The sequence below is a fragment of the Allobosea sp. RAF48 genome, assembly GCF_052114025.1.
Classification (GTDB): Bacteria; Pseudomonadota; Alphaproteobacteria; order Rhizobiales; family Beijerinckiaceae; genus Allobosea.
Map to the genome: position 1 here is coordinate 106,727 of NZ_JBFRDZ010000002.1, position 25,108 is coordinate 131,834.

At 67.2% G+C, this 25,108-nt stretch carries 15 protein-coding genes and 1 pseudogene; 7 read left to right on the forward strand and 9 right to left on the reverse strand.

Annotation, left to right across the window (positions count from 1 at the left end):
* Nucleotides 1–63: 63 nt before the first annotated feature.
* Nucleotides 64–1,575: a tripartite tricarboxylate transporter permease gene (locus AB4Z10_RS03920; protein ID WP_441469072.1), complete on the reverse strand. Its 1,512-nt coding sequence runs from the start codon at nucleotides 1,573–1,575 to the stop codon at nucleotides 64–66.
* A complete protein-coding gene (locus tag AB4Z10_RS03925) occupies nucleotides 1,575–1,997 on the reverse strand; it encodes a tripartite tricarboxylate transporter TctB family protein (protein WP_441469073.1) in 423 nt (140 codons plus the stop codon). The genes AB4Z10_RS03920 and AB4Z10_RS03925 overlap by 1 nt, the downstream gene beginning before the upstream one ends.
* Before the next feature lie 355 nt (nucleotides 1,998–2,352).
* On the opposite strand from AB4Z10_RS03925, the pseudogene AB4Z10_RS03930 reads away from it, so the two are divergent.
* The 5 genes and pseudogenes from AB4Z10_RS03930 (at nucleotide 2,353) to AB4Z10_RS03950 (ending at nucleotide 7,497) form a co-directional block, all read left to right on the forward strand.
* Nucleotides 2,353–3,506: pseudogene (locus tag AB4Z10_RS03930) on the forward strand (ABC transporter substrate-binding protein).
* Between the two features lie 174 nt (nucleotides 3,507–3,680).
* Nucleotides 3,681–4,556, forward strand: a complete 876-nt coding sequence (locus tag AB4Z10_RS03935; RefSeq protein WP_441469074.1) for a branched-chain amino acid ABC transporter permease — start codon at nucleotides 3,681–3,683, stop codon at nucleotides 4,554–4,556.
* The gene (locus AB4Z10_RS03940; RefSeq protein ID WP_441469075.1) at nucleotides 4,553–6,334 is read left to right on the forward strand and encodes a branched-chain amino acid ABC transporter ATP-binding protein/permease; all 1,782 of its coding nucleotides are present in this window, start codon (nucleotides 4,553–4,555) and stop codon (nucleotides 6,332–6,334) included. Before AB4Z10_RS03935 ends, AB4Z10_RS03940 begins: the two co-directional genes overlap by 4 nt.
* Nucleotides 6,321–7,052, forward strand: coding sequence for an ABC transporter ATP-binding protein (locus tag AB4Z10_RS03945; RefSeq protein WP_441469076.1), 732 nt, complete (start codon nucleotides 6,321–6,323; stop codon nucleotides 7,050–7,052). The genes AB4Z10_RS03940 and AB4Z10_RS03945 overlap by 14 nt, the downstream gene beginning before the upstream one ends.
* A 217-nt stretch (nucleotides 7,053–7,269) precedes the next feature.
* Nucleotides 7,270–7,497, forward strand: a complete 228-nt coding sequence (locus AB4Z10_RS03950; RefSeq protein WP_441469077.1) for a hypothetical protein — start codon at nucleotides 7,270–7,272, stop codon at nucleotides 7,495–7,497.
* A 108-nt stretch (nucleotides 7,498–7,605) separates the two neighbouring features.
* Here the strand turns inward: AB4Z10_RS03950 and AB4Z10_RS03955 are convergent, their stop codons facing one another.
* Nucleotides 7,606–9,000, reverse strand: a complete 1,395-nt coding sequence (locus AB4Z10_RS03955; protein WP_441469078.1) for an RNB domain-containing ribonuclease — start codon at nucleotides 8,998–9,000, stop codon at nucleotides 7,606–7,608.
* Between the two features lie 282 nt (nucleotides 9,001–9,282).
* On the opposite strand from AB4Z10_RS03955, the gene AB4Z10_RS03960 reads away from it, so the two are divergent.
* Nucleotides 9,283–9,546 (forward strand): hypothetical protein, encoded by a 264-nt coding sequence (locus AB4Z10_RS03960; RefSeq protein ID WP_441469079.1) that lies wholly within the window; start codon nucleotides 9,283–9,285, stop codon nucleotides 9,544–9,546.
* A gap of 81 nt (nucleotides 9,547–9,627) precedes the next feature.
* Here AB4Z10_RS03960 and AB4Z10_RS03965 read toward each other — a convergent pair whose 3' ends face one another.
* The 5 genes from AB4Z10_RS03965 to AB4Z10_RS03985 form a co-directional block, all read right to left on the reverse strand.
* Nucleotides 9,628–10,902, reverse strand: coding sequence for a sensor histidine kinase (locus AB4Z10_RS03965; RefSeq protein WP_441469080.1), 1,275 nt, complete (start codon nucleotides 10,900–10,902; stop codon nucleotides 9,628–9,630).
* A gap of 74 nt (nucleotides 10,903–10,976) precedes the next feature.
* On the reverse strand, nucleotides 10,977–11,651 hold the full coding sequence (locus AB4Z10_RS03970; RefSeq protein WP_441469081.1) for a response regulator: 675 nt from the start codon (nucleotides 11,649–11,651) through the stop codon (nucleotides 10,977–10,979).
* 42 nt (nucleotides 11,652–11,693) lie between these two features.
* Nucleotides 11,694–14,573, reverse strand: a complete 2,880-nt coding sequence (locus AB4Z10_RS03975) for an NHLP bacteriocin export ABC transporter permease/ATPase subunit (protein WP_441469082.1) — start codon at nucleotides 14,571–14,573, stop codon at nucleotides 11,694–11,696.
* Complete coding sequence (locus tag AB4Z10_RS03980; RefSeq protein WP_441469083.1) at nucleotides 14,563–16,764, reverse strand: NHLP family bacteriocin export ABC transporter peptidase/permease/ATPase subunit; 2,202 nt, start codon at nucleotides 16,762–16,764, stop codon at nucleotides 14,563–14,565. The genes AB4Z10_RS03975 and AB4Z10_RS03980 overlap by 11 nt, the downstream gene beginning before the upstream one ends.
* Nucleotides 16,765–16,776: 12 nt before the next feature.
* A complete protein-coding gene (locus AB4Z10_RS03985; RefSeq protein ID WP_441469084.1) occupies nucleotides 16,777–18,063 on the reverse strand; it encodes an NHLP bacteriocin system secretion protein in 1,287 nt (428 codons plus the stop codon).
* A gap of 178 nt (nucleotides 18,064–18,241) precedes the next feature.
* On the opposite strand from AB4Z10_RS03985, the gene AB4Z10_RS03990 reads away from it, so the two are divergent.
* Nucleotides 18,242–18,484 carry a hypothetical protein gene (locus AB4Z10_RS03990; protein WP_441469085.1) on the forward strand — a complete coding sequence of 81 codons (243 nt, stop codon included), beginning with the start codon at nucleotides 18,242–18,244 and terminating at the stop codon, nucleotides 18,482–18,484.
* 268 nt (nucleotides 18,485–18,752) lie between these two features.
* Here AB4Z10_RS03990 and AB4Z10_RS03995 read toward each other — a convergent pair whose 3' ends face one another.
* Nucleotides 18,753–24,812 carry an autotransporter outer membrane beta-barrel domain-containing protein gene (locus AB4Z10_RS03995; protein WP_441469086.1) on the reverse strand — a complete coding sequence of 2,020 codons (6,060 nt, stop codon included), beginning with the start codon at nucleotides 24,810–24,812 and terminating at the stop codon, nucleotides 18,753–18,755.
* Nucleotides 24,813–25,108 lie beyond the last annotated feature (296 nt).

Here is a 25,108-nt window from a genome sequence, read left to right on the forward strand (position 1 = left end):
GCGGCCATCGAGGCGGTGACGCCCGTCGTGCAAGAAATAGCCAAGGTCAGCGGAGCCGCCGGTTCAGCTCGAAGCCGGCTGAGCCTTGCCCGTGGCAGCGGCCTTTCGTCCCTTCAGCGCAGTCAAGATCTGCCAGCCGGTGAACAGCGCCAGCAGCGACAGCAGCGTTGCACTGATCGGATGCTCGAAGAAGGTCAGGAAGCTGCCGCGGCTCAGCAGCATCGAGCGTCTGAAGTACTCTTCCAGCATCGGCCCCAGGATGAAGCCGAGCATCAGCGGCGCAGGGTCGAAGGAGAGCCGCATCATGATGTAGCCGATCAGGCCGAAGGCCGCCGTCGTGTAGATGTCGTGGAGGCTGTTGTTGATGCTGAAGGTGCCGATGCAGCAGAAGAAGAGGATCGACGGGAACAGCACATTATAGGGAATCTTGAAGACGGAGAGCCAGAACCGCACCAGCGGCACGTTGAGCAAGAGCAGGAAGCAGTTGCCGATCCACATGCTCGCGACGAGCCCCCAGAACAGGTCGGGGTGCTTGGCGATCATGTTCGGGCCGGGCTGGATGCCCTTGATGATGAAGGCCGCCATCATCAGCGCCATCACCGCATTCTCGGGGATGCCGATGCTCATCAGCGGAATGAAGCTCGTGCGGGCGGCGGCTTCATCGGCCGCAGCCTGCCCGGCGACACCCTCGATCGCGCCCGAACCGATCTCGTCCCTGTATTTGCTCACCTTCTTGTCGAGGCCGTAAGCGGCGAATTGCGCGATCACCGGACCTCCGCCCGGCAAGATGCCGAGAAAGGAGCCGACGATGCTGCCGCGCAGCGCGCTCGGAATGATGCGCTTGAACTCAGGCCAGGTCGGCATCAGCTTGATCTTGCCGTTGAACGGCGTGCGCTCCTCTTTCGCATCGAGATTCTTGGTGATCTCGGCGATGCCGAAACAGCCGAGCGCCAGGCTGACCAGGCTGACGCCATCGATCAGCGAGGGCAGGCCCATGGTGAAGCGCTCCATGCCGGTTTCGAGGTCAGTGCCGACCTGCCCGAGCAGCACGCCGACCAGGCACATCGCCAGGCCGTTCAGCAGGCTGCCGGTGGTGACGAAGCTGACGCAGACGAAACCGAACAGCATCAACGCACAGTAATCGGTCGGGCCGAATTGCAGGGCGACGCTGCCGAGCAGCGGCGCAAGCGACGCCAGGACCACGATCGCGACGGTGCCGCCGATGAAGCTGGAGACGCCGGCCGTGAAGAGCGCGAGCCCCGTCTTGCCCTTCAGTGTCATCTGGTAGCCGTCGATGCAGGCCACGATGCTGGAGGCGTGCGGGATCTTCATCGTGATGGCGCTGACGCTGTCGCCATATTGCGCGCCGTAATAGATGCCGGCGAGCATGATCAGCGCTCCGCCGGTCGGGATCGAGTAGGTCAGCGGCAGCAGCAGGCTGATCGTCGCCAGCGGACCCAGGCCCGGCAGCAGGCCAACGAGCGTGCCGACGACGCAGCCGATGGCGCAGTAGAGCAGGTTTTCCGGGGTGAGCGCGTGGCTGAAGCCAAAGGCGAGGTTCTGGAGGACTTCCATCAGATCAATCTCAGATTCAGGCCGAGGAAGCGCTGGAAGACATAGGCCACCACGATCAGGCCGAGCGCGATCTTGATGTTGCGCATCCAGGAGTAGGTCGTCCCCGCGAGGCCGGCGACGAAGACCAGCACGATGATCCCGGCGATGGCGTTCACATATTCGGAGGCGATCACGAAGCCGACGAGGCTCGCCATGATCAGGGCGATGTTCTTCGGATTGAATTGCAGAGGCACCGGCTCGGAGAAGCGCGCCTGCAGGATGATGGCCCCGGCGATGATCAGCAAGGGCACGCAGATCAGAAGCGGAAACAGGCCGGGGCCGGCATGGGCCAGGTCACCAATGGGATATCGCAGTGCGTTCGAGGCGAAGAACAGCACCAGCGCAGCGAGGAAGAGGCCTCGCGCCACATTCTGGTTGAGCATTCGTTGGTCTACTCATGGTTTATGTCGTATCTTTATTAATTCGAAGGAACCAATCTGGCAACGGGCACGACGCCCTGCGTCAAAAGAATTTTCCGAGCCGGCTTCGCGCGCCCTCCGGCCGTGCCCTGCGGGCCAGAAACCGCGTGATGCCCACGATCAAATAGAGGAGGTTTCAGCCGGCGCAGCCCCCCGCGCAGAGCTGTTCGCGAAGGCGGCGCGGGCCCTACGACGACGGCTGTGAGGCATAGACTAAAGGATGATGAAAGACTCAGTGCAGACGGGCGCGCAGATATTTCATCATGACGGCAATCGGGCGCTCAGATCCGATCTAATCCATTAAATCGGGAGGATAACGATGCACCTGACCCGTCGCGGGTTTACGACCGTTCTCGCCGGTACCATTGCCGCCCCGGCCGTCATGCGGACCGCCTACGCCCAGGGCGCCACCGTCAAGCTCGGCATGGTCGTGCCGATGACCGGCGCCGCCGCCGAGTCCGGCTCTTTCGCCCAGACCGGCGCCAAGATCGCGCTCGAACAGGTCAACAAGGCCGGCGGCGTGCTCGGCAAGCCGCTCGAACTGATCTTCGAGGACGACCAGACCACCAATCCCGGCGCGGTCCTCGCCTTCTCCAAGCTCGCCAGCCAGCCCGACATCGTCGCCTTCCTCGGCTCGATCCGCTCCACGCAGATGCATGCGATGGCGCCCGACATGCTGAAGATCGGCAAGCCCGTCGGCTTCGGCGGCACCGACCCGAACCTGACCAAGCTCGGCAATCCCTGGCTCTTCCGCTTTCGGCCGAACGATTCCTATTCGGGCAAGGTGATCGCGCAGTTCGGCGCCAAGGAACTCGGCAAGAAGAAATGGGCGATCGTTCATTCGACCGACGCCTTCGGCACCGCCGGTGGAAAGGCCCTTGCCGATGCCCTGCCCGACAATGGCGCCACGCTCGCCCTCGACCAGGGCTACGCCAACCAGAGCCAGGATTTCACGCCGGTGGTTCTGGCGGTGCGGCAGTCGGGCGCCGATATCCTCGGCACCTATTTCACCTTCGAGACCGACCTCGGCATCTTCGCCCGGCAATTGCGCCAACTCGGCGTCAACATTCCCTGGGTCGGCTCGCCCTCGATCGTCAACGTCTCGGCGCTCAAGCTCGCCGGCCCGGCGCTCTACAACACCTATGGCTCGCCGATTACGCCGAGGATTCGAGCGACGCCTCGAAGGCCTTCGGCAAGGCCTATCGCGACGTCCGCAAGGTCGCACCCGACAACCAGTCGTCCTGGACCTATGACGCCGTCACCTGCCTGGCCATGGCGATGAACAAGGCGGGCTCGACCGAACCCAACAAGGTGCGCGAGGCCATGCTGGCCATCCGCAGCCACAAGGGTGCCGAAGGCGAATACAACTTCGACAAGAACGGCGACGGCCTGCACGGCTACAACATCGTCAAGAACGAGAAGGGCGAGATCAAGTTCGACAAGCGGATCGACTTCCCGCCGAACCTGGGCTGATCCACGCCGGGCGCGCCGGCCTTCCGCTCGGCGGAGGCCGGCAATCGTGCCGGGGCTCGGCATGCCCCGCACGGCCTGAAGCGCCCGGCGCATCTCGTACCACGCCTTTTGCGGTGAACGGCCCGGCCGTTCACCCCGAAGGACCGATCGGCTCCACGCAAGCGCGGTAGACAGATGGATCTCGTTCTTCAGCTTCTTTTCACCGGGATCGGCATCGGCTCGGTCTATGCGCTCGTCGCGCTCGGCTTCGTCCTGATCTTCCGCGCCACCAATGTCGTGAACTTCGCGCAGGGCGAGTTCTCCATGGTGGCGGCCTTCCTGATGGTGGTCTTCTCGGTCAAGATCGGCCTGCCCTACTGGATCGCCTTTATCGTCGCGCTGATCGGCATGGCGGCACTCGGCGCGGTCTTCAATCTCGCGGTCTATTATCCGTTGCGCCACCGCACCTATCTGCCGGTCATCATCTCGACGATCGGCGCCTCGATCTTCATGGCCAACACCACGCTCGCCATCCACGGGCCGGAGCCGGAGGTGCTGTCGGGCTGGTTCGACACGCCGGGCTTCATGCTCGGCCCGGTCTATCTCGACAACCAGTACGTCCTGATCATTGTCGTGACCGCGCTCCTGGTCGTGCTGCAATACTGGTTCTTTGAGCACACCCTGCTCGGCAAGAAATTGCAGGCGACCTCGCAGGACAAGGAGATGGCCTCGCTGCTCGGGATCCCCGTCGCCGTGATGATCATGATCACCTTCGTCTATTCGGCGGTGATCGGCGGCATCGCCGGCATCCTCGTGGCGCCGGTGCTCTTCGTCTCGATCGGCATGGGCGCGACCATCGCGCTCAAAGCCTTCGCCGCCACGATCATCGGCGGGTTCGGCGACGTCACGGGCGCGATCATCGGCGGCCTCGCGCTCGGCGTCATCGAGACCTTCGGCGCCGCCTATATCTCGGTGCCCTACAAGGACGGCTTCGCCTTCCTGGTGCTGATCGCCTTCCTGATTTTCCGGCCGCAAGGCATCTTCGGCGAGCGCGTGGCGGAAAAAGCATGAGCACGACCGAAACCACCGCCACCACCGGGGATGCCCGGCCACGCCTGCGCTGGGGTATCCCGGCCTACATCCTGCTCGTCCTGGCTGCGATCGTTCTCGCCATCGCCCTGCCCAAGACCGGCTATGTGCTCAACATCTCGCTGCAGGCGACGACCTATGCCATCGCGGTCCTCGGCCTGACGATCGTGCTGGGCCTGTGCGGCCAGATCAATCTGGCGCAGGCCGCCTTCTTCGGGCTCGGCGCCTATGCGGTCGGCCTCGGCCAGACCGATTACGGCCTGAATTTCTGGATCTGCCTGTTGATCGGCACAGGCATCGCCGCTGTCTTCGGCGCATTGCTCGGCGCCTCGACGCTGCGGCTCGGCGGCCATTACCTCGCGATGGTGACGATCTCCTTCCAACAGATCGTCACCCTCGTCCTGATCAACTGGATCCCGGTCACCAAGGGGCCCGACGGCGTGCGCGCCATCCCGCGCCCGCCTCTCTTCACCGATGGCTCGGTCTATCTCGCGCTGTGCATCGCGGTACTCGCCGGCCTCGGCTTCCTGGTCTGGCGTCTGCGCGATACCCGCCTCGGCCGCGCCATGCGCGCGGTGCGCGACAACGAGCTCGCCGCCGGCGTCGCCGGCATCGACGTCTACCGTACCAAGGTCACAGCCTTCGCTCTGTCCGCCATCCTCGGCGGCATCGGTGGTGGTCTCTTCGCCGGCGGCTTCGCCTATGTCAGCCCGGACCAGTTCTCCTTCGCGGAATCGGTCGTGTTCCTGACCATGGTGTTGCTTGGCGGCGTCGCCTCGCCGATTGGCGCCGTCATCGGCACGGGCCTGCTGATCCTGATCCCGGAATGGCTGCGCTTCCTCAAGAGCATCCCCGGCCTCTACCTCGCAATCTATGGCGCGGCCGTGATCCTGATCGTGCTGTTCATGCCGGACGGCATCTGGGGCTTCCTGCGCGGCCAGCTCGACCGCTTCAAGCGCGCCGTTCTGCCGGGCCGCTCGGGCCAGACTCTCCAGTTGTCGGGGGGCGGCGAAGGCACCGAGACCGTCATGGAGGTGCGCGGCCTCTCCAAGCATTTCGGCGGCCTGAAGGCGGTCGACGAGGTCGATCTCACCATCAAGCGTGGCGGCGTCCATGCGCTGATCGGTCCAAACGGCTCCGGCAAGACCACGACGCTGAACGTCCTCTCCGGTCTTTACCGGGCGACCGCCGGGACCATCAAGCTCAACGGGCAGGACATCACCGACCTGCCGCCACATGCCCGCACCAAGGCCGGGCTCGGCCGAACCTTCCAGAATATCCGGCTCTGGCGTTCGATGACGGCGCTGGAAAACGTCATGGTCGGCGCCGAGCGTCCCGGAAATCCGGTCGGGAACGATCCTGCCGCCGCGATGGCGCGGGCACGCGCCGCGCTCGCCTTCGTCGATCTGGAGGACCGAGCCGGCGAAATCGTGGCGAGCTTCTCCTATGGCCATCAGCGGGCGGTCGAGATCGCCCGGGCGCTGGCCGGTGATCCGGTCCTGCTCCTGCTCGACGAACCGGGGGCGGGCCTCAACTCCTCGGAGAAGGTCGAGCTGCGCAACCTGCTCAAGCGCATCTCGGCCCGCGGCCTCACCATCCTGATCATCGACCATGACATGACGCTGGTGAGCGAGGTCGCCCAGCACATCACCGTGCTGAACTTCGGCCGCCGCATCGCCGACGGCTATTCCGCCGATGTGCTGAAGCATCCCGACGTAATCGCGGCCTATCTCGGAACGGCTCCCGATGTCCCTGCTTGAACTCAAATCCCTCATCGTCCGCTATGGCGAGATCGAAGCCGTCGACGGCATCTCGCTGGTCGTCGAGGCCGGCGAGGTCGTGACCCTGCTCGGCTCCAACGGCGCCGGCAAATCGACCACGCTGCGAGCCATTTCCGGCCTCGCAAAGCCGGCCTCGGGCGATATCCTCTTCGACGGGCAATCGATCGTGGGCCTCAAGCCCGAGGAGATCGTGCGCCGCGGCATCGCTCATGTGCCGGAGGGGCGCCGCGTCTTTCCGGGCCTGAGCGTGCGCGAGAACATCATGCTCGGCGCCTCGAACCGGCGCGGGCTGAAGACCGCGGAGATCAAGCGCGAGGCGGACGAGATGTTCGACCTCTTCCCGGACATCCGCCGCTTCGCCAACGCGCTCGGCTGGACGCTTTCTGGCGGCCAGCAGCAGATGGTCGCGGTTGCGCGGGGGCTGATGGCGAAGCCGCGCATCCTGCTGCTCGACGAGCCTTCGCTCGGCCTGGCCCCTGTCATCGTCCAGGCGGTCTTCGCGATCATCGCCGAGATCAGGCGGCGGGGGACGACCGTGCTGCTGGTCGAGCAGAACGCCCGGATGGGCCTCTCTGTCGCCGATCGCGGCTATGTGCTGGAAACCGGCAAGCTCGTGCTCTCCGGCACACCGGAACAGCTCTGGTCGAACGAGGAAATCCGCGCAGCCTATCTCGGCGGACGCACCGCGGCGGCCTGACGGCCCGCGGGAGGATCCATCGTAAACTGAGCGTGCAGTGGTGCCTGAGGCCGACGGCTCCGGCAGGCGGCAATCCCGCTGGAGGCTCGGTGTCAGGTCGGATTTCGCTCAGGCGCGGGAGCTGGGGTGCTGTAAGAATCCTGTAAGCGCAAAGTGCTCCAATGCCTCTCATCGGGTCGGGCAAAGAGTCTGCCGGACCGAAGGAGGAAATCTGACGATGACTAACGACACCGAACCGTCCGTTGCCCTGACCGATGCCGAACTCGACACCGTTGCAGGCGCTGGCATCGCGAGCCAAACCGCCAAGGGCGTCGGCCTCATCGTTGGCGGCGTTTTTGTCACCGTCACAGGTGCAGCCATCCGCAATGACGGTGTCGCAGGTCACGGTCGCGACATGTTGGTCGAAGGAATTGGTCAGCTGACTGCTGCCGGGAAAAGCAGCTGACCGTGCAGGGCGCGAGGGGGCCCGATCAGCCGTTGCCGGCGAAGGCGCCTCCGCTCCCTGAGAGCAATTCATCGACGCCATACTTCTGCAGGATGGGATCGCACAGCGTCATGAAACGCCACCTATCCGCTCGAAGCTGATCGTATGCCGCAAAGGGTCAGCGGATGTGAGGCGGACCAGGATCCTGTCACCCGGCTTGTCGCCTTGCCCACGAACGCGCGCGGTCACGGGCACTTCGCAGAGCTGGATCCGCAGACCATGATCATCCATGTCGGTCACCAAAGCTTCGAACGACAGTCCCTCACTGCCCTGAAGCACCAAGGCTTCGGCTAGACTCACGACGGCCCGCTCGACTTGCCCGTCGCGGGCATCGGCCCGTCCCATCACGGCAGGCAGTGCCTCGAACGCGGCCGTCACCGCGGCCGGCACCGGTCGTCCGTTTGCTACCGCCAGGGCGGCGCGGATCACGTAGCGGTCAGCGAGGCGGCGCAGCGGCGCCGTGGCATGCGTATAGGTCGCCGCCATAGGCGCGTGCCAGGGCCGCACGCCTTCGCGATAGGGAACATAGCTCGCGCCGCCGCTGGCCCTGCGCACCGCCAGCATGAAGGCGGCATGGCTGCTGTCGGCGGGGTTCAGCGCCCTTTCGAACTGCACGAGTGTTGCTGTTTCCGGCCAATGCAGCCCCAGGGCCCGCGCGGTTTGGCGCAGGCGCAGGACGGCCTGCTGATCCGGGTCGGGCATGACCCGGAAAAGTCCGGTCCGGGCCGCCAGAAGCGCGTCCGCGATGGCGAGATTGCTGGCCAGCGACAGGGCCGCGTTATGGTCCTCGGCCAGTAGGCGCGGGCGGAAGAGCAACTGAAAATGGCCGCCTTCCACAGCCGCAACCTCCTGCTCGGGCGGATCCACGCGCGCCGCGCCGCGTCGGCTCTCGGCGGCTTCAATGCGGCGCGCCAGCTCGGCAAAATCGGGGGGCAGATCCGCGTCGCGGACACTGTCGTAGGCGAGTTTGGCGGTGTTGCGAACGATGGCGCGTTCGGCTCCGTCGAGATGAACGTTCCCGTCCGGGTCGATCCTGGTCGTGAAGATCACCGCCGGCCTGGGACCGGCGGGCAACAGGCTGGCCGCCCCCTCGGCGAGAATCGGCGGATAGAGCCCGGCCTTGCCGTCCGGCAGGTAGAGCGTCGTTCCGCGCTGCCAAGCTTCCTGGTCGACGACGTCGCCGTCGTCGACAAACCAGGCGACGTCGGCGATGGCGTAGTGGAGCAGCAGGTCGGCGCCGCTGCGCTCGACGGCGAAGGCCTGGTCGAGATCCGTTGATGTGGCGGGATCGAGCGTGACGAAGCGCCGATCGGTGCGGTCGACATGTTCGGTCGGCGCTCGCCGCGCCGCAACCTCCGCCGCCGCAAGGACGTCCGGCGGGAAATGCTCCGGCACGCCGAATTGCTGGCGTATCGCCGCGAGTCCGCCGATCAGCGCATTGGTGGAGTCGATGAGCGTCTTCATCGTTGGCTGCCGTGCCTCTGCCTTCAGTTCGGCTGGCCGCGAACGCGCCGGCACGATGACTCGCGAAATGCGATGAACACACTTGCACAGGCTTGGCATTCAGTGACAGCGGCCTGTCAAGTCGATCTCGCGCCCTGCCGGAGCGTTCCGCTCCAGCGCTCTTGTTGCGGCAGTAACGGGCTCGGGATCGGTAAGGTCGGTGTAAGGCAGCCCGGCCTAATGTCCGCTCACGAGAAGAGCCGATCGGGAGCCGGTCGGATGGATCGAGAGAGGACGAAGCCAATGACCAAGCAGGACCTGAACAACATCGCCCTGACCGACGAGGAGCTCGAAGCAGCTGCCGGCGGCGCGGGCCAGTGGGTGGCCCCCTCTCGCGGCTCCTGGTGGGTCTGGAAGGAGAGTGCGTCCTCCGTTTCAGGAGACGCCTCCTCCTTCCATCAACAGTCCAGCAGCTCGACCGGCACGGTGCGCAGTGAGCTCGCCGGAGGCAAGACGAACTTCTACAAGTTCGACGGCACCAAGGAGATCCTCGTCGGCAGTCGCTGACATATCGCGGGGACGTTTCATGATCGCCCGGTTCCGCGAGGAGCCGGGCGATTGCCGTACCGGGCGGGCAATGCCGCCGCTTCAGCCGGCCGGCGGTAGCCTGACGATGAAGGCGGTGCCTTGGCCGTCCGCCGATCGCAGAGTGATCGAGCCGCCATTCGCCTCTGCGACGCGCTGGACGATCGCCATGCCGAGCCCCGCGCCGGAACCGTCGCTGCGCTGACGTCGCCAGAAGCGCTTGAAGATATGCTCGTGGAGCTCTTGCGGAATGCCTGGCCCGTCATCCTTCACGGTCAGAATTCCATCGGCGCCGATCGCGACGTCGATCGAGGTACCTGGCGGCGTATGGCGGATCGCGTTTTCGATCAGGTTGCGCAACATGTGCCAAACGTCTTGCTCATGGGCGAGCACGAGCAGCGAGGATGTCCGCTCCGGCTCGGTCAGGCCAAGAATCTGCCCTTTCCGGATCGCCTCGATCGCGAGATCGCCGACGACTTCGCGTGCGACCGCCAGAAGATCCGTCTCGCCGCCCGTGGCGTCCGGCCGGTCGAGCTTGGCCATTTCCAGCAGTTGCCCGACGATCCGTCCCATCCGTCGCGCATCATCGAGCAGGGCAGCACGAGACTCGGATGTCGGCAGGTTCTGCAGGCGCGCGTCGAGCACGGTCAGCGGCGTGCGCAGCTCATGCGCCGCGTCGGCGGTAAATTCCTTCTGTAGCTGGTAGCTCCTTTCGACGCGTGCGAGCGCGGCGTTGAAGGCGTCTGCCAGCGGCAGGATTTCGGAGGGCAGGTTCGTGGTCGAGAGGCGCGCTTCAGCGCGTACCGCATCGAGCGCTTGCACCTGTCGCTTGACCTCGAGCACCGGCTGAAAAAAGCACCGCACCACCAGCGCGTTTAGCAGCAGCAGCAGGCCCAGCAACGGCAACGTGATGAACAGGGAGTTGCGCAAGAAATTGTGCAGCACATCGTCATGGATTACGTCCTCCTGACTGAGATTCCAGCCGAGCAGGATCCACAATGGGCGGTCTGCCACGGTCACGGGGAAGCTGACGGCCCGATACTGACGCCCATCCAGAGACAGGGAAGAGAAAGCTTCGCCATCGCTGCGGGCAAGCCCTCCGAGCAGCCGCTCTGCGAAGGGCGATGACGAAACCAGCTTTGCTCCCGACCCGTCAGCGACGACGTACCCGAATTCACCAGCCTCGCCCTCACGCGAAAAGCGGCTAGCCGACAGCGAAACCCCTCCGAATTGCGTGGTCTCCAGCGCTTCGGCGATCAGCCTCGCGCGGTCGGCGAGCACCTTGCGCTCGAAAAAGGCGGCTCGCTCTTGCAGCATCGTGTTGATGACGACCGGCACGGCCACCGCCGCCAGGCAGAGAAGCGCGGCCTGGAGCAGGAATATCCGCGAGAGCAGGCTCCGACCGAGGCGCCTCATGCCGAGGCCGTCAGCACATAGCCGACGCCGCGCACCGTCGTGATCGTCACTGCCGCCTGCCCGTCCTGCAGCCGCTTGCGGAGCCGGTGAATATAGACCTCGACCGCATTGGAGCCGAAATCGTCGTCAAGGCCGAAGAGGTGATCCTCGACGCTGCTCTTGGGCACCACCTTGTCGGCGCGCCGCATCAGCAGCTCAAGCAACTGCGCCTCGCGCGCCGAGAGCGAGACGGGGCGATCGTCCACGCGCGCTTGCTTGGCATGCGTGTCATAGGCGAGGTTGCCAACGGTGAGCTGCGCGCCCAGTAGCGCGCCCGGTCGGCGCAGCAGTGCTGCGATACGCGCCTTCAGCTCCTCGAAGGCGAAAGGCTTGGCGAGATAGTCGTCAGCACCGAGCTCCAGCCCCTTGACCCGCTCCTCCATCGCGCCGCGCGCGCTGAGGATGAGCACAGGCAAGGGCTGTTGCTTGCCGCGCACATGGCGCAGCACCTTGAGGCCGTCGCCGTCCGGCAGGCCGAGATCGAGGATCATCGCCGCGTAGCTGCGCGAATCCAGCACCGCGATCGCGTCGTCGACGCAATCGACGCGGTCGAGCCCGTAGCCACTCGCCTCGAGATGGCTGCCGACCAGGCCGGCGAGTTCGTCATTGTCTTCAATCAGCAGCAGTCTCATGGCCCTGGCCTTGATGGAAATGGGCTTCGGGAAGGGCGCAGATCACGTCACCTGGCGGCGGATCAGCCCGGCAAACACGCCGCCGGCGGCCGCCAGCGTCTCGTAGTCGCCGTGTTCGACGACGCGACCTTCCGACAGCACATAGATTCGGTCCGCGTACCGCACCGTGCTCAGCCGGTGCGCCACCACCACCCGCGTGACATTCATCCGCGCCAGCGTTTCCATGACATGGGCCTGCGCGGCGTTGTCGAGCGCGCTCGTCGCCTCATCCAGCAGCATGATCCGCGGCCGTCTCGCGATCGCGCGGGCGAGTAGGAGCCGCTGGCGCTGTCCGCCGGACAGCGTCGCGCCGGCATCGTCGACATAAGTGTGCAGCCCCATCGGCATCGCCGCGATGTCGGGGCCGAGGCCGGCGCGTTTCGCCGCTTCCCAGGCCTCCTCGAGGCTCAACGGAGCGGCACCTGCGATGTTGTGGTAGAGGCTGCCGGCCTCGATGCGGCTGTGTTGCAGCACCACGCCGAGCTGGCGCCGGACGGCACCTCGGTCGAGGTCGCGCAGATCGTGGCCGTCGAGCAGCACCGACCCGCTGTCCGGCTCGTCGAAGCCGAGCAGCAGCCGCAGCAGCGAGGATTTTCCGGAACCGGATGGGCCGACCAGCGCGACGAAGGCGCCGGCCGGAATGCTCAACGAGACATCGCTGAGCGCGGTCTGGCCACCGGGATAGCTGAAGCTCACGCGGGACGCCTCGATCTCGCCCTGCAGCGTTCCGGGATCGAGACTGCCCGCGCTGTCCTCGGTCGGCTCCGCCAGGATCGGCCGCGCGCGCTCCCACAGCGGCAGCACCGTGGCCAGCGCGGGGATGAGGCCGGCAAGCGAGAGGATGGCGGAGACGAATTGGCCGGAGACGCCGGAATAGGTGACGTAGTCCCCGAGTGACATCTTGACGCCGCCGAAGCCGACGAGCGCGATCAGCGCCGCCATGACGAGGATGTTCCAGCCCGCGCCGAAGGCGGTGACCGCGCTGCCGACGACGTTGGCACGAAAGTTCACCGCCTGGTCCACCGCGAAGAGATGCGTCCAACGCGCCAGGAAGCGGTTCTCGGCGGCGGCGACACGCAGCTTCGCGATGCCCTGGAAGATCTGCACGGTGAGCGTCTGCATCGCCCCGCCATTGTCGAGCGCGCGCCGCTGCAGCCGCAGCTCGAACAGCGCCATGCCGAGCAGGATCACCAGCTGGACCGCGCAGATGGCGAGGGCGAGCAGGGCGGGCTTCAGCCCGTAGCTCAGGAGCACGACGAGATTGACGGAGGAGAACAGCACGCCGATCAGCGCCGTGATGCTGGCGACGCCCACGGTCCGGCGGATCTGGTTCACCGCATCCGCGCGCAGGGCAAGATCGCCGGCCCCATAGCGGCGGAAGAAGCCGGGCGGCAGCCGCAGCAGGCGGCTCCACAGCGCACCTTCGACGGCGGAGCCGAGCACGGATTCGACGCGCAGCACTGCAAGGCCGCGCACCAGCTCGAAACCCATCACCCCGAAGGCGACCGCGACCATCGTCAGGATGAGCTGCAGAATCTCGCTGCGCACCCCGTCCGGAATGACCGATTGCACAAGCATGCCGGAAAGGAACGGCGTCGCCATCGCGAGCAGCCCGGCGGCGAGGCTCGCCAGCGCGATCAGCGCCATCTCCCCGCGCACGATCGCGAAGACGAAGGCGGCGAGCGCCCGGCCGGGACGCTCCTCGCTGCCGGTAAAGCCGCGATAGAGCACATGGGCATGCGCAGCCAGCGAACCCGCGACGCTTTCATCGAGCCGGATGTGCTCGCCGCTGCCCGGGCGGACCATCCGCCAGCCGCTGCGCGCCGGAAGAAGCGCGACGGGCGTGCCGTCGCGCAGTTGCCCGATCATCGCCTCGCCCGCTTTGCGCCACCAGCCTTCCTGCAGCCGCAGCTCGCGCGACCTCAGCCCGGCCTTCGCGCTGTAGAGCGCCAGTGCGTCGCCATCCGCGCCAGCGGCACGGATGCGGCCGAAATCCGCCGGAAGCCTGACGCCCATCGCCTTGGCGACGGTTCTGATCGCGGCCGCGAGCGGCGGTTCCAGCCCCGGGCGGTCTTGTCGCGCGCCCCGTGCTCCGTGCCCGGCGAGCCTCGACATCGCCGCCGAGATTGCGGCAGCGTCCGCGTCCGCGGCGGCCGCAACATGCCGGCCAAGCGCCTCCATCCTGGCGCCGCACCAGGCCTGCAGCAGCCGGCCGAGAACGGCGTTGAAGCCAGCGAGCGCGGCAGCGAGCGAGCCCCCGCGTGCCATCGTGAAGCTGTCCGCCACCAGAATCTCGCTCGCGTTCTCGGCGTGAAGCGGTGCGCTGCGCAACACCGGCACCGGAAGATCATCCGGACCGGAGCTCCGCCCCCACATGTTCAAGCAGGCGCCCGCCTGCACATGGCACCAGAGCACGGCCTGCTGACCTTGGGGCAAGGCAGCTTCGCCCGCCGCCAGGCTCTTCAGGCCCGGCTCCAACCGCTGCGATGGCGGCAATTCGCCCGGAACGCCGGCATGCGCGACCTGCCCGGGAACGTCGGCGAAATGCCGTGCGCGTTCGGCGATCGCGGCGACCCAGGCCTCGGCGCAGCGCGCGAAGTCATCGGGCCGGCCCATCAGGGCCTGCAGGGAAATCGTCTCCACGGAGGTGCCGTCCTGCGGGATCAGGACGAGGCGCGTCCCCTTCCCCGCGATGCCGAAGGCCGCGGCGCCCGCGCCGAGCGTCGCGACATGGCGCAGGCTGCCGGCCTGGTCCTTCTGCTCGACGAAGAGCTCGGCTCCTGTACCGGCGAGCCGGTAGGCGAAGCCTTCCTCGCAGCCGATGCGCGCGGCCGGCCGGCTTGCGGAGGCGAAGGTTGCGCTTCGGGTCAGCTCACTCTGCACGGACCAGCTCCGCGTAACGGCCGCCGGCCAAGATCAGCGTCTGATGCGTGCCGCGCTCCACGACGACCCCGCGGTCGAGCACGATGATCTCGTCGCAGTCCCGCACCGTGCTCAGCCGGTGCGAGACCACGAGGGCGCTGACGCCGCGCCGGCGCAGATTGGCGAAGACCTCTGCCTCGGTCACGGGATCGAGCGCCGAGGTTGCCTCGTCGAGGATCAGGATGGCCGGATCGGTCGCGAGCGCGCGGGCGAGTTCCAGACGCTGGCGCTGGCCGCCGGAGAAGTTCAGCCCGCCCTCGGCGACGGTCGCGCCATACTGGCCGCGCCGGCGCACGATCTCCTCGTGAACGCCGGCATCGCGTGCGGCAGTGATGATGCGGGCATCGTCGAGCGAGCCGTCCCAGAGCGCGATGTTGTCGCGGACCGTACCCTCGAACAGCACGACATCCTGCTCGACATAGCTCAGCGAGCCGGCCAGCACGCGGCGCGGAACATCGCCGGCAGGCGTTCCATCGAAGAGGATGGTTCCCGCCGCCGGATGCAGCAGCCCGGCGACCAGCCGCGCCAGGGTCGACTTGCCGCTGCCTGAGCCGCCGACCACGGCGACCCATTGGCCGGGGGCGATGGTGAGGTCGAGCTTGTCGAGCAGCCCCGCCTGGCCGGGATAAGCGAAGCCGAGCCCGCGGATGTCGATGCCGCCGGAGAGCCGGCCGTGCTGCACCGGCCAGCCGGCCGCGATCTCCGCATCCCGCTGCAGGCGGGCTGCAGGCGCGTGGCGCATCGTGTCCTGCACGCGCTCCAGGTCCCCGCGCAGCTCCTGCAGCCCGGCCACCGCGCCGACCAGCGACTGGACCGGGGTGTGGAAGGCCTGGAGCACCGCCAGAAACGCGATCAGCGTGCCGACGGTCATCTCGCCGTCCATCACCTTCAGCGCGCCCCAGCCGAGCAGCGCCGCATAGGACAGGCCCTTGATCGCCGAAGGCGCGAGAGTGAGGAAGAGCGTGGAACGCTCCAGCTCCTGCATCATGTTGAGCAATTGGGCCTGCGCGCCCATCAACCGCGCGAAGAAGGCGTCCTCGGCACCGGAGGCCTTGATCGTCTCGATCGACTGGATGCCGCCGAGTGCGACGCTGGCCATTCGCGAGCGCTGCACCACCACCCGCCGGACGCCCTCGACGCGGATGCGGGTGATGAAGGCAATCGCAGCGACATCCGCCGCCGCGAAAGCGAAGCAAGCCAGCGCCATCGGCACGTCGTAGACCATCATGATCGCGGCGCTGATCAGCGCGCCCATGATGCTGAACAGCGCCGAGGAGATCGAAACCACCGCGCTGTGCGACAGGCGTCGCGCAGCCTCCATCCGAGAGGCGATGTCACCGACATGGCGCTGCGCAAAGAAGCCGATCGGCAGCCGCAGCATATGCGCCATCAGGCCGATGGCCGATTCCGTGCCCCGCCGCCGCTGCAGCCGCGCCAGCACCAGCCCGTGCAGCCAGGACAGCAGAATCGAGAGTAGCGCCGAGCCGAGCAGCGCCGTCAGCAGTGGGCGCAGCCAGCTGGTCGCGTGCTGGACCATTATGTTGTCGGCGAAGATCTTGCCGGCCGCGGGCACGAAGATCGGCGGCAGCACGTTGCAGAGCGCGATGATGCCGAGGAAGCTCAGCGCCGCTCGGGTCTCGCCGCCCTTTGGCAGCAGCGCACGCAGCAGGCTCGGCCGCTCGCCCGCGGGCCGGAACGCCGGGGTGGGCGCGAAGGTCAGCAGGATCCCGGTGAAGGCGCCGTCGAATTCCGACACATCGACGCTGCGCCGGCCATAGGCCGGGTCGTTGATCTGGACGCGTCCGCGCGAGACGCCCTCGATCACGACGAAATGGTTCATCTGCCAGAAGGCGATGGCCGGAAAACGGTGCTGCGCCAGCGCCACGGGTTCCACGCGCCAGCCCTTGGCCTCCATGCCGAAACCGCGCGCCGCCCGCAGAAGCGAGGCGGCCGTGGCGCCGTCGCGGGTGACCTGGCAGGCCTCGCGCAGCCGCTCCAGCGGCAGCCAGAGCCCGTGATAGGCCAGCACCATGCCGAGCGCCGCCGCGCCGCACTCGACCGCTTCCATCTGCAGGATGGTGGGCACGCGGCGGGGCCGGCCCGCGCTCGGCAGGGTCGGCGCGGCGGCGGCCGTTGTGGCGCTCTCAGCCATGGTCGATCGCGCTCATAACCCGGTCCAGCGGCGGAGCGCCGGAATGACCAGGGTGATCGGCGGTGCGCGCCGCACCGTAACGTTCGCGTTGAACAGCAGCCCGCTGCTGAGCGGGATCTCCTGTCCGCGCCGGGACGTCCAGGCATAGCCTCCGGTCTCTCCCGGGATGGTCTCGAGCGTCGCTCGCACTTCGAAGGGGGCGCCGTTGCGTGCCATCTGCCGTGCGAGATCCGGATTGCCGAGCCTCTCGGCGATCTCGGCCTGCCCCTCCGGCTGCGGCGACACCGAGACGACCTTGCCGACGACCATGCCGTATTCCTCGCGCGGCGCGATCGACGGCGAGATCCTCACTTCCATGCCGGGCGTCAGACGCTTGCCCATGTCGCCGGGCACGAAGAACAGGGCCTCCAGCCGCTCGCCACCGGTCTCCAGCGTCATGATGCGCTGCCCGGCCGCGACCAGGGCATTCATCGTCACGGGCACCAGCGCGACCATGCCGTCGCGCGGCGCCCGGATCTCGTCGGCGAGCTTGCGGCTCAACCTGGCCTGTTCGAGCTGTCCCCTGAGGTCGAGGATCTGGCGCTGGCTCGCCTCCAGCTCCTGGTCGCGCGTTCCGCCCAGCGCGAGGATCGCGCCGTTCAGCGCAGCCAGCTCCGATTGGGTGCGCGACAGGCTCGAGCGTGCCCCAAAGAGCCGCTCGCGCGCTTCCTGCACGCGATCTGTCGTGCCGGCGCCGCGCGAGAACAGCATCTCGCGATTGGCCAGCGTCGCCTCGGCCTCGGCGATCCGCTGGCGGGTCAGGTCGGCGGCCTCGTCCAGCTCCTCGCGCCGGCGCTGCTGCGCGGCCGTCTCGGCCGCGATGCGAACCTCGTAGCGCTGGGTGATGGCGGTGCGATGGTCCTCGGCCTGGTCGATGCGCCGCTCCAGATCGGCGATGCGGGCATCCTCCTCCGGCGTCGTCAGCGAGGCCACGATCTGGTCGGCCGTGACCTTCTGGCCTGCCGGCACAAGGCCGTCGATCCAGCCCGCTTTCGGGGCATTGAGCCCGATGAAGACGCCGCCGCCACGCACGAAGATGCCCGGGCCTTCCACGGTCTCACGATAATGCGCGAGGCAGGCCCAAACGACGACGGCGACGCAGAGCGCGAGGCACAGCAGGCCGGCAATCCACTCGACGCGGCCGACCACACGCAGCGGCGCGTGGAAATCCTCCGGCCTGTCGAGCTGCTGCAGGGACTGTTGCCGGAACAAGCTTCCGGTGCCCCGCTGCGTCGCCGGGGCTGGCTGAACCTCTGACATCCGCAGCGATCCTGAACTCTCTTTTTCCGGGCCAGCTAAGCCGGCCAAATGTTGAACATTCGCAAATGCCGGCCGTATTTCTGCCGGCGAAAACCGCTGTCAGGTTGATGTAAGCGGCCCTCGCTAGGGTCTCTCATCGAAACGGCGGGCACCGAGCCCCTGGAAGCGGAGAGATCAGATGAATACCCGGCAGAACGGCATCGCCCTGAACGACGACGCCCTCGAGGCGATCGCCGGTGGCGGCCTGAAGAACGCCCTCACCTTCGGCATGGCCGGCTCGCAGACGGGCGTCCTGGGCGGCGGCGTGGTTGGCGGCCCGGTCGGAGCGCTGATCGGTGGCGTGATCGGTGGCGTCGGTGGCCTCATCGGCGGCGCTCTGAGCAAGGACGATCCGAAGGGCGACATCCACGTCATGTACTGAGCGGCAAAGCCGCGCGTACCCGGCCCGCATCCCGCGCGGCCTCACGGAACTGCCGCCCGACGGCGTGCAAGCGAATCCGGGGCCGCCTGCGCTCCCGCGCCGCCGGAAAGGCAGATCGCAGCAGCGCCCGCCGCGACGCTGGCGAAGAACAGACGTCGCGAGGCTCTTCTCAGTATCGTCGCAGCTCGCCCTCCACTCGGCGGTGGGCAGGGCCACGATGCCGGGCCCCACCTGCCTCGCAGTTTCTCGGGTGCTCCACATCCGGGGACTAGAAACGCCAGGCCAGGCGGGCCGAACCGGTGTGGGACAGGAAGTCCCGGCCAGTCTGCGCCTGGTACTCACCCGTAAACTCCAGCCCCGTCCCGGAGCTGATCTGCAGGCCCAGGCCAAGGTCCACGAGCTTGTCCGGGATGCGCGACCGGCTCTCGAAGGTCCCGATCTCGATCGGCGCTCCAACCAGACTGGCGCGCGTCGTGAAGTGATCCGAAGAGAGGAGCGTGAAACCGACGCTGGCATAGGGCCGCGCCCAGTAGCCGGAGGCGATCTCGAAGCGGCTGCCGATCTCGATGTTCGGGTTGAACGCGAAGACGGTTTTCCGCTGGCTGAGGACACTCAGATCGAGTCCTGCCGCGCCATATTCCTGGAAGGAGGGCGTCCGCAGATGGAGCGCGTCCACGTCGAGATACGGACGGACATACCAGTTCGCGAACGGCAGCTCGTAGGCAGCGCGGAACCGCGCTCCGAGCGCCTCGACATGCGACTGGCTCATCGCCACCGCCGTGGAGGAGCTGATCGTCATCGCGCGCAGGTTCTGCTGCTCCGTCTTTCCGGCGGTCGCGGAGACCGCGAACAGCCAGTTCCCGAGTTGACGCTTGACCGCGATGGACGCGTCGTAGCTGTCGGTCTTGCTTCCCGTGATGCCGTCCGCATCATCCAGCTCGCCGCGGGTGAAGGACGCGGTGGCACCGACGAACCAGCCAGGCGCGAATTCCTTCTGCGCGCCCATCCGGTAGCTGGTCTGCCGCTGACGGTAGCCGCCTTCATCCTGAGAAGGCGACATCCGCGAATAGCCGCCGCTGATCCGCCCCCAGACGCACTCGCCTTCGCGCATGAGCATCGTCGCGCTCTCGAAGGCGGGGCAGCTCATGGCCGCCCGCATCGCCAGCCGAGCATCCTTGATCTTGGTGTTGGTCACATATTGCGTCGGCTCGAGCGAGAGCTCATCGAGCGCCGCGCCATACTGCGCTGGCGATGCGATGCCCAGGAAGCGCGGGAAGACGGTGGCCTGCGCGCTCGATGCGGCATTCCAGGCGGCTTGCAAATGCCGGGCGGCCTCCCCCTGGTCGCGGGTGAGTGTCACGCCCTCCGGATTGTCGAACCTCGCCCTCGGCGAAAGCGTGATGCTGCTTGCGTCGCGTGCGACGGACCAGAACATGGGTATGCCGTTTCCCTGCGGCCCGGCGATGGCGGGCAGGCCGGAAATGCCCCCCGTCGCGGAGATGATCCGATAGTCGCCCGGCAGGAGCCACGAGACGTTCGGTTCGATCGTCCCTGCAAGGCCGGCCTTGCCCTCGATCTGGACGCGCCCGTTCTTCAGCCCGTTGTTGGTGGCGGGGTTCATGAAGTTCACGATCATCCGGCCGCTGGCGGCCTGGTCGAAATCGCCGACCACGCGGGCAGCGCCACCAATGCCGAAGATGCCTTCGTTCACGAAGCTTCCGCCCTGGCCGACGTTCACATAGCCCGAGCTCGCGATGGTGTAGCGGCCGCCGAGCTTGTTGATGAACTTGTCGCTGGCGAGCTTGTCCGCAGGTGCGAGATCGACGGAACCGATGATTTCGCCCTCGTTCTCCACCCGGTCGGCGTTGACCGAGCCGATGATCGCCTTGTCGGAGATCGCGCTGAGGTGAGAGCCGCTCTTCAGGACAATCTTGTTCTCGCTGCCGCCGCCGTCGATCCGAATGCCTGCGCCCTGGCCCGAGCCTCCGATGATCGTTCCTTCGTGGACGATGCTGATCACACCGCCGCGACGGCTGCGGTCGAGCGTTCCGTCGGTCTTCTGAACGCCGCTTTGCAGGAAGATACCGTAGGCATCCTCGCCGAAAGCCAGAATCTGGCCGCGCGTGTCGAGGTTTATGGTCTCACCCGCGCCGACGGCCCGCGACCGCGTCTTGCCGTCATCCTTGACGAGGCCGGCCTTGCCGTTGACGTCGTAGGTCCAGCCACCGCCGCCGCCCAAGCTCTGGGCGAAGATGGCATGCGCGGCCTTGCCGCTCGTCGCCAGCGTGAACGAGCTCTCCGAATCGGCCATCCTGATGGAGATCTTGCCGCCGTTTCCGCTCGCCGCTGAATCCCTGACGAACTCGGCTTTGAGGCCGGGCGGCGCCTCATAGCCAACCCCGCTGTAACCGCCGCCGCCGCCGATCGACTGCAGGAAGACGGCGTGCGCCCCGGCCCCCTCCGTTCTGACGGATGCATTCGCGCCAAGCGTGAGCTCGATCTTGCCGCCCGCGCCACCGGCCCCGCCTTCGCCACCCATTTTCGTGGTCTGCTCGAGGAAGCCGCTGTTCGAAGCATCCGCGCTGAAGCCGCCTCCCCCACCGATGCTCTGCGCGAAGATGCCGAAAGCACCCATCCCATGCGTGGTGATCTTGCCAAAATGCGACAGTTCGACAGTGCCGCCGCCACCGCCCGCACCGCCCTTGCCGCCATACGCCAAAGTCGAGGTCGGCATGGGCAGAACGGTGGTCGAAACATCCTCCTCGCCGCCGCCGGCGAACGTACCGTCGCCCTTGATGATCCCGGCTTTTCTCAGCAGCTCATAAGTCAGGTCGAGCACTTCCTTCTCATCCGCGTCGGCGGCCAGGACCGATGAGGAGGTCGGGTCGGGACGGCTGAAGATGAAGGCGCCACCGCCGCCGCCGACGCTCTGAGCCACGACGCCGTGCGCCTCGCGGCCGCTTGTCTCGATATTGCCGGAATTGACGACCTTCACGCCGCCGCCGGGCGAGCTCTGCCCGGCGTCGCCGCCCATCCTCACATTGCTGGATATGGAGATCGAGTTTCCGCTCGCAGCGAGGGCCCCGGCGCCGCCGCCGCCGCCAACACTTTGAGCGAAAACGGCGATCGAACCGGCGCCAGCCGTCGCGATATCGCCGACGTTCGTGACCGAGACCTCGCCTCCCCGGCCGCCCTTTCCACCATCCGCACCGAACGCAAAAGTGGCATTGATATTGTTGTTGCCAGTAGCCACGCCGCTGCCGCCGCGGCCGCCGCCGCCGCCGATCGACTGCGCGAAGATGCCCCAGCTGTTGTCGGCCCGGGTCAGAATCTGGCCGAAATTCTCGACCTTGCCGGTGCCGCCGTCGCCCGCCGTGCCGCCGGAGCCCCCGAAGGCGAGCGTCAGATCCACGTTCGGCAGCTCGACCTTCGACTTGGAACTGGCCTCCTTGTAGGCCGTCTTCAGTTCGGCCTTGAGTTTCTGGAGAGCGATGCCCGCAGCGATGAATCCGCCGGCTTTGACCGCGCGTTCGAGACGGCCCTCTTCCTTCTCAAAGATGGCGTTGATGACCTTGAGCACGTTCTTCGCATAGCCGATCCGCGTCTGCACCGGGCCCTTCTTGTCGAAGAACTTGTAGTCCTCGATTGCCTTTTTTTCACTGGGATCGCCAATCGCGTCGACGATCAGCCCGTCGATCTTGAGGAGATCGTCGACAATCTGCAGCACGAATTGCCCCGGCTTGTCGCCGAGTTCCGGAGCCTTCTTCGTCGTGCCGCTGAAGCTTCCGCCGTTGCCGCCACCGCCACCGACGCTTTGCGCGAAGATGCCGACCGTGCCGGCCCCGCCCAATTCGATGCGCGCGCCGTCCGCGTTGACCACGGCGACGTCGCCGCCCTTGCCGCCGGCTCCGCCACTGCCACCGATGGTCAGTTTACCGCTTAGCGTCCCCTTGCCGCTGGCCATGTAGCCGGCGCCGTTGCCGCCGCCGCCGCCGACGCTTTGGGCGAAAATCCCGAACGAGTTCTTGCCCGAAGCGGAAATGACACCGTGGTTCTCGACCGTCACGGCCCCGCCGACGCCGCCATCGCCGCCTGAGCCTCCCACTGCGATTCGAGCCGTGATCGAATCCGCGAGCGGAAGCGCCTCACTCGCGACGCTCTTGGCGATCTCGTTCCAGGACAGGCCCGGCGCGGCCATCGCCGAGCCACTGCCGCCATTGCCGCCACCGCCTCCGACGCTCTGCGCGATGATTCCGGTGGCAAAATCGCCGAGGGTGCGAACCGCGCCGTAATTGCGGACGGTGACCGCACTGCCGTTGCCGCCGCCGCCGCCGGAGCCGCCGACGGATACGGCGAGCCCGATGTTGAGGTAACCGCTGAGCATGTCGGCGGCCGTGGTCGCCGTACCGCCGGAACCGCCGCCCCCGCCGACGCTCATGGCCTCGATGCCGGTCGCGTCATTGCCGAAGGTCGAAATCGCGGTGCGGTTGTTGACGACGACCTCGTCGCCCCTGCCGCCCTTGCCACCCTTGCCGCCGACCGCGAAGCTCAGCGATACCGCAGGCAGGTCGGGTGGCGCGACCGCCAGGGCATAGCTGGAGGCATTGCCGGCATTGCCGCCGCCGCCGCCGACGCTCTTCGCCTGGATACCCAGGGCGGCGCGCCCGGTCGTAGAGATGATCGATTCATTGTCGACGACGACCCTGCCACCGTCGCCGCCATCGCCGCCTGCGCCCCCCACGGCGATCGACAGGCTCGCGACCACGCCGGCCGACGCAGCCTTCGCCGCACCTCCGACACCGCCGCCGCCGCCGACGCTCATTGCGATCACGCCGGTGGCGCCCGCACCGGTCGTGCTGATGGAGGGAGCCCTGGTGGGGTTGAAATCAAAGTCGGTGAAAGCGCCGGGAGAGCCCGAGACGACGACCTCGGCGCCGTTCCCGCCGCCGCCGCCATGCCCTCCCACGGCGATGCTGACACCAAAGCCCAGCGACTGTGACGACGAACCAGCGCCGCCACCGCCGCCGATGCTCTGCGCGAGCATGCCGTAGGCTTCCTTCCCGCTCGTCGAAATCGCCCCGAGATTGACAGCCCTGACGTTGCCGCCGTCGCCACCCGTGCCGCCATCGCCGCCCGAGCCGAAGAATGTGGAGCCACCCTGGCCGCCACCTGCGCCGCTCACGCCGGGCTTGATCTGCCCAAGCTGGAACGCCCCCGTCGCGTTGCCGCCTCCGACGCTCTGGACGACCATCGCGGTGGCCCCGAGCCCGTGGGTGTCCATGGTCCCATAGTTCGTGGCGTGAGCCTCGCCGCCGGCACCGGCCTTGCCGCCGTCACCGCCTCCGAACACGCCGCCGCCACCCTTGCCGCCGGTCCCTCCGAGCGACTGGGCCACAAGTCCAAACGAGTACTGGCCCCAGGTCGTTATCGTGCCGAGCTGCGAGACGCCAACACGGCCACCCTTGCCGCCCATGCCTCCCGGCTGGCCGCCGCTGTGATCCTGGTCGCCGCCATGCCCGCCGATGCTCTGCGCGAGGATGCCGGCCGAACTGGCACCGTTGACCGTGACCGTGCCCCGGTTCAGGACCTCGACCGTGCCGCCCCCGCCGCCATTGCTCGTATACGGACTGGAATAGAAGGCATTTCCGCGCTGCGAGCCCGCGCCGCCGAGCGACTCAGCGATAATGCCGGTTGAGCTCACGCCGTTGGTGACAATCGAGCCGGCGCGACCGATCTCGACGAAAACGGATCCGCCGGCGCCACCGGTCAGATCCGCGATACGGCCCTTCGTCGTTCCGCCACTCCCGGCATTGCCGCCGAGCGAACGGGCCCACACTCCAGCATAGTGCGAACCTCGCGTTTCGAGCGCGTTACGCAGGTCGAGGCTAACGGGTCCGCCGGCCCCGCCGCGTCCCATCGCCTCATTGGAAAGGCCGCCGTTCCCGCCCTGCGAATAGAGGATCAGAAGACCCGTGCCGCCCGCCCCCGCCCAGCGAGCATCCCGATGGAACCAGGGGTTGCCCCCCGACGTCGGCAGCGGCGGCCCGTTCTGATCGCCCGAACCGGCCAGCGATCCGGTCTGAATCACCGATACCGTGCCGCCTCGACCGCCATCAGCGCCATGAACATCGACAAAGGCCTGGGAAGGCCCCCCACCACCCAGCCCGCCGGTCGACCCAATGATGACCGCGCTTCCCTGGGCCGGGGCTGCGGTCGAGGAGAACGCGTTCTCGAGAAAAATGCCGGGCCCGTCCTCGCCCTTTGTCGCCTCTCGGTCGACGCTCAGCCAGCCGGCCTTGCCATCGATGCCGTCCGCCCCCCTGAGCATGCGCCTGTCGATCGAGACTTTTTCATGGGCCTGCTGAGCTGCCGCAGGCCCTGCCAACATCATCGGCAGAACGAACGGAGCCCAGCTGACACCGTAAAGGAAAGGTCGATCGAACCTCGCGCGAGCGGAAGCCGAACCTGCGCGTGTCTGATGACGGAGCTCGGACTTCACGACCATTCCCTTTGGAACGCAGCGGCGCTCGAAGTCAGGACGGATCGTCTCGACAGCCTCACCGATGGCGGACACACTCTTCGCTTGCGCCCCGCCCAGGGAATCCTGGGCCGGCTTCCTCGCGG